General features: G+C 48.6%; 3 protein-coding genes. All 3 read right to left on the bottom strand.

The window, feature by feature from the left end:
- Nucleotides 1–1,202: RagB/SusD family nutrient uptake outer membrane protein (locus VIM87_RS15075; RefSeq protein WP_331997791.1), on the bottom strand; the 1,202-nt coding region annotated here is incomplete at its 3' end.
- Nucleotides 1,203–1,224: 22 nt separating this feature from the next.
- Nucleotides 1,225–4,422 carry a TonB-dependent receptor gene (locus VIM87_RS15070; protein WP_331997790.1) on the bottom strand — a complete coding sequence of 1,066 codons (3,198 nt, stop codon included), beginning with the start codon at nucleotides 4,420–4,422 and terminating at the stop codon, nucleotides 1,225–1,227.
- Nucleotides 4,423–4,914: 492 nt separating this feature from the next.
- A complete protein-coding gene (locus tag VIM87_RS15065) occupies nucleotides 4,915–5,514 on the bottom strand; it encodes an FMN-dependent NADH-azoreductase (RefSeq protein WP_331997789.1) in 600 nt (199 codons plus the stop codon).
- Nucleotides 5,515–5,924 lie beyond the last annotated feature (410 nt).

The following is a 5,924-nucleotide window of genomic DNA, read 5'->3' as shown; positions in this document are numbered from 1 at the left end:
CAGTTATACCCTACGTTTAAAACATTGCCGGGCAACAGCGGCACCCGCCAGTCGCGGCGGTACTTGCCTGTATTTAATTCGCCCAGGCGGCGCTGTGATTTTATATTGGATGATGAAGGTACCTGGTACGATGTTATGGTTACATCGCGGCGGGTATCTACCGAATCAAAAGCATAAAAATAATTGGGCAGCATTACAATGCCGCCGCCACCGGCCCCGTAGCGCGATGCCGCATTTACATTAGGCCCATCGTAGTTACCCATGCGGCTGTCGCTGTTGCCATTGCCGCCGCCCGCCCCTACTTCAAACAACACTTCGCCCTGCGGGTCGTATTTAAAGGAGGTTACATTTTTCCAGATGTCTTTGAAATCAGGGTTCAGCGTATGTTCGCCGCGGTGCTGCATCAGCTCCGCACATTCATCCCGGGCAATGGTGTAATATTTCAGGTAATCGCTCCTTCTTTCCATTTGGCCATTACGGCGAAGCGCATAACCGCCACGGTACAACGCTATTCTTGCCCGCAAGGCCATGGCAGCGCCTTTGGTTATCCGCTCATTACGCGGTACTTCCGTACGCCAGGGCAGCAGGTCTTTGGCCGTGGCAAGGTCGGCCAGCAGCTTATCGTAGGTGGAGTCCCTGTCTGCGCGGCCAATAAACAGGTTGGCCTGCTCGTAAGAAGGGATCATGGGCGCAGGCACATCGCCCCAGTTACGGATCAGCTCCTGGTAAAACTGTGCCCTCAGGGTCAGGGCTTCTCCATACAAACGCCGTAATTCCTTTTTCTGATCATCGGTGCCGCTGGTATACAACTGCATTAATGGGATCTGCTCAATGCAAAGGTTGGCTTTTTCCACGCCCCGGTATAGCTGCCTGAAAGGGTTCGATATTTCTGCGTTGGTAAGCAGCAGCTGGTAGCGGCCCACGCCCCTGCGGCCGTTATCAATATTGCCGCTCACAATACCTTCATCTGAATCATATGGGTAATACATGCTAATGCGTATGCCATAGCCCGCATCGCCCTGCAGCTCATCGTACACGCCAATTACAGCGGAGGTAGCATTGGACACATCTGAAAATACTTCTGATATATTGTATTGGGAGCGGGGCTCTACCTCCGTCCATTTTTTACAGGCCTGCATGGTAAATAAAGCTGCAAGCATAATAGTGATATTGCTTAAGCGCCTGTAGGATATATGTTTCATGGGAGCTGTCAAAGTTTTAGGTTTAAAAAGTAACGTTTACGCCAAACACCCAGGTCCTGGAACGGGGGTAAGCCGCAAAGTCCACACCGGGGGTTAAGGGATCGGTGCGGCGGGCTGTAACATCCGGATCATAACCTGAATAACCGGTTATTACCGCCAGGTTATTCACGGTACTGAATACACGAAGGCTTGAGATCCTGGCCCGCGCCGTAATACGTTTGGGAAGGGTATATCCTATGGTTACATTATTCAGGCGCAGGTAAGAGCCGTCTTCCACGGCCCAGGAATGCAGCCACCAGCGCTGCACCCGCACCGGCGACCAGATGCCGGCATTTGCATTCAGCGCGGCCAGCTCATTCGGGTCTGTTACTACCTGGCCCTGGCTGTTGATGTTGGTCCAGCGGTTCTTCATGGTGCTTATCATATTCAGGTTGGGAAAAGCACCATCTGTCCACTCTAATTTATTGGCATTATAAATATCATTGCCCACTACAAAGTTCACGAAGATGCTGGCGTCAAAATTCCTGTAGACGAACTGGTTATTCCAGCCACCGGTAAATGTAGGGTTGGCGTTACCGATCACCTGGCGGTCGCCGTCTGCAGTGATGGCGCCATCGCCGTTCAGGTCTTTCCACTTTAACATGCCGGGCTGCGGGGTGCCGTACACGCCGTTCACTGCCACACCTTTCTTAATGGTGTAGGTAGCAGTTGCGGCATTGTAGTCAAAATCGTTGAGGGTATAAAAACCATCTGTTACAAAACCATACATCAAACCCACCGGCTCTCCTACTTTCACTAAATAATCATCTACCCCGTCTGAGCCCTGCCAGCCTGAGTTACGGGTGATCTGCGCGGGGCCGCCAAGATTCTCTACCCGGTTCCGGTTTAAAGCAATATTGAAATCCGTGTTCCAGGTAAAATTCTTTTGCCGCACCGGCGTAGCGCTTATCTGCAGCTCTATACCCCGGTTAGAGGTAGCGCCAATGTTCTGCACCTGCGTGGTGTAACCGGTTGTTGGCGGTATTTGCACAGCCAGTAAAAGATCGTTGGCAGTATTTTTATAGGCATCAATGGTAAGCTGTAAGCGGTTATCAAAAAAAGCCAGGTCCAGCCCAAGGTTACGCGTAATATTCTTTTCCCAGCGCAGCGCAGGATTTGCCAGCGCAGAGGGCGCAAAGCCCGGCAGTATGGAATGGTTAAATGCATACTGGCCGGTTACCCCGTACAGCTGCCGGTATAACAGGTCGCCTATACGATTATTGCCTACAGCACCGTAACCAAAGCGCAGCTTACCATCTGTGAGCCAGCTAATATTATTCATAAACCGCTCAGCAGAAAAACGCCAGGCTATGGAAGCGGAAGGGAATACCAGCGTACCGTTCTCCGGGGCAAACTTCGAGGAGCGGTCTGCACGCAGGTTAACAGTGGCCAGGTATTTATCGTCATACGCATAACTAACGCGACCAAATAAAGAAAAAATACGGCTGGGCGGGTTTTCAGTGGAGGAAGGCAATGGCTGTGCCGATCCTGTGGGCGCTGCTCCCAGGCCCATATTAGTTAGCGCCTTGTTTGCGCTTATATCTGCCGGAAAATACCGGGTCTCTACATAATTGGTGCCGGACAAATATTCTACCATCTCCTGCCCTGCCAGCACAGTAATATCATGATGGGTTTTGTATTTACTTAGCGTGTATTGCAGGGTGTTGGAATTATTGAAGGTGCTGTTCTGCTGATCCCCAATGGAGGCCATCGGCAGGGAGGCATACTGCCGCGCCGTGCTGGTAATTTTTCCATAAAAAAGGGATTGCCGGATGCTGGTATTATCATAACCGAAGGTAGAGCGGAAGCTGAGGTTCTTCACCAGGTTAATGCTCACATAGCCGGTGAGGTAGGTGGCTTTTGTTTTTTGCTCCCGGTACTCCGCCTGTGTAAGCAATACAGGATTGGTGGCTCCTGCGGAAGCCAGGAAATAGGCTTCATCAAAATCATCTATTCCCCCGCTGGCTCCCGGTATTTCAAAGGGGCGGTAGTTAATGGCATGGCGTAAGCGGTTGGTAGTGCGGGTGCCGCTATTGGTAGTGCCTGCGCCGTGAATTTCCTGATCCAGGTAACGCATATTAATACCTGCTTTAACCCTGTCAGAAATTTTATGATCCAGCTTGAAGTTAGCGATCTTACGGTCCAGGCCTGATTCCAGCAGCACACCATCTTCCTTATTAGCAGTAAGGCTTAAATTAAAATTAGTAGCGGCAGTACCGCCGTTCATGGATACATTATGATTTTGAAATTGCGCCTTACGCCCAAACACTTCCTTTTGCCAGTTAATGGGCTGTATGTGCTTATAGTTTTGCAGGGTATCCCAGGTGGTGCCGTAGGTATTGGCAAAGTCGGTGCTGTCTGCAATATTGCCCCGGCTTCTTTCGTATTGCCATAAAACAAAATCGTAGGGGCTTAGTACATCCATGGTCTGGGGCAGCTCGCGCCAGCCGGCAGATCCGCTGTAGGTTACCTGCGTTTTACCGGCGCGCCCGCTTTTGGTAGTGATGATCACTACACCGTTGGCGCCCCTTGCCCCGTAAATAGAGGTGGTAGAGGCATCCTTTAACACATCTACTGAGGCAATGTCCTGCGGCGCAATAACCGATAAGGCGTTCTCAACCTGCACTCCATCTACAATGTACAGGGGCGAGTTATCCTGTGTAATGGATCCGCCGCCACGCACCCGCACCACCAGCTCTGCGCCGGGCGCGCCTTCCGAGGCTACTACCTGCACACCTGCCAGGCGGCCCTGCAATACTTCTGCGGCTGACGATAAGGGCACATCTTTAATTTGCCGGGCGCCTACAGAGGAAACAGCGCCGGTTACATCTTTCTTTTGCACCGCGGTATAACCTACCACCACCACTTCCCCAATGCTGGCCTGCTCTTTACGCAGCTTTACCAGCAAAGGTTTGCTGCCACTGGCAGTAATGGTTTGGGCACTGTAACCAATAAACGAAAACAGCAGGTCTGCCGACGTTCTGCCGTTTACAGTAATTGAAAAACGGCCGTTGGCATCGGTAATAGAACCCTGTTTTGTTTTAGTAACCATAATGGAAACGCCGGGTAGCGGATCGTTGCCACCATCCTCTACCACCTGGCCGGTAATAGTAAGTTTTTGCGCATGGGCAGCTAAAAATCCCAATGCCAAAAACAGCATGATCAGTGAAATTGTTTTCATAACGTTCATAACAGTGGATATCGATGTGGATGTGGAAATACTAGATCAAAAGGGCAAACTAACTACATACAGGGCCAGGATTATTCATGGATATCCCCATCAGTTCAATAGCTTTTCAGTAAAAAATAATCAGGCGATCGTTCCTCCAATACGTTGACAATTCTAGACCTATTTTTTTTACAAACCATTCTTTCCGGACATTTTTTTTACGCAATCGTTGCCGGAGAAAATGAAAAGCGGTCATATAATAAGAACGGGACCACCAAAAAGAATGTAAAATCATAAATGTAAAATTTCAAACCGACAAAGGAGGTTCATAGAGACCATTGAAAAGACTTTATGAACGAGATAAATGTAAAAGTGAAATGCCGCGAACATAACCTACTCGGTTTCGCGGCATTTCACTTTTACATTTATGATTTAAAATTTTACATTTTACATTCTTTTGGTCAGTCCCGTTTTCAGCCAGTTGTTGTTATCTTTTAAAATAATTTACACAGCAACACTTTCAATTCCTTTCTGCAAAGCCAGCTCCTGCACACCAGGAACACTAAAACCTTCTGCACGGAAAACAGTGATATCCGTTAATCCAATAAAGCCAAGAACATGCTGCAGGTAAGGCACTGCAAAATCATATGGCTTATAAGGCCCATCGGAAAAAACACCGCCGGATGCAATAGCCAGGTACACTTTCTTGTTCTTCACCAATCCTTCCGGACGGCCATCTTTAACCGTAAAGGTTTTGCGTGAGCGCACAATATGATCAATCCAGGCTTTCAGCGCAGAGGGAATATTGAAATTATAGATGGGCACCCCGATCACCAGGATATCGGCTTCTTCAATTTCGCGGATGGCTTGTTCTGAATGCATTCTTGCCAGCCGGTATTCCGGGGAATCATTTTCTTCCGGTGCATAAAAAGCGGTCAGGTGCGATTCTTCCAGGTGAGGATATTTCTGTGCAACCAGGTCTCTTACCGTTACCGTGCTCTCCGGGTAGCGCGCCTGCAGCTTTTCTACGATCTCCTGCTGCAGCCGTATGCTGTTGGAAGCTTTGCCCCGGGCGCTTGAGATGACGTTTAATATTTTCTTCATGATGTAAACAGTTTTGCTAATTGTGTTTACAAAATTAGGTTAGCAACATACTTATAGGCGCAAAGTATACCAAAGGTTAGCGCTAACCTTTGGGTTAGCAATGCCTGATCCCGGGTCTTTTCCAACACCGGGCATGGTATGAAACTGAACGTTGCGTGTATCGTAAACGGACATTTACCTAATTCCATATAACTATAAATAACTGGTTATTAATAATTATAGAATATGGCATTTTTTTTATGGAATAATCCATCAAACCTCCCTGTATGATAAAAAGTTACCTTAAAGTTGCATGGCGTAATCTTATAAAGGACAAGCAATTTACCTTGCTTAACCTGGTAGGTTTGTCAACAGGGCTGGCCTGCGTGCTGCTGATCTACCTATGGGTGAATGACGAGCTGCATGTTGAC

Origin of the sequence: Chitinophaga sp. (genome assembly GCF_036569125.1) — a bacterium.
Taxonomy (GTDB): Bacteria; Bacteroidota; Bacteroidia; order Chitinophagales; family Chitinophagaceae; genus Chitinophaga.
This window is presented reverse-complemented; position numbering and strand designations above follow the sequence as displayed.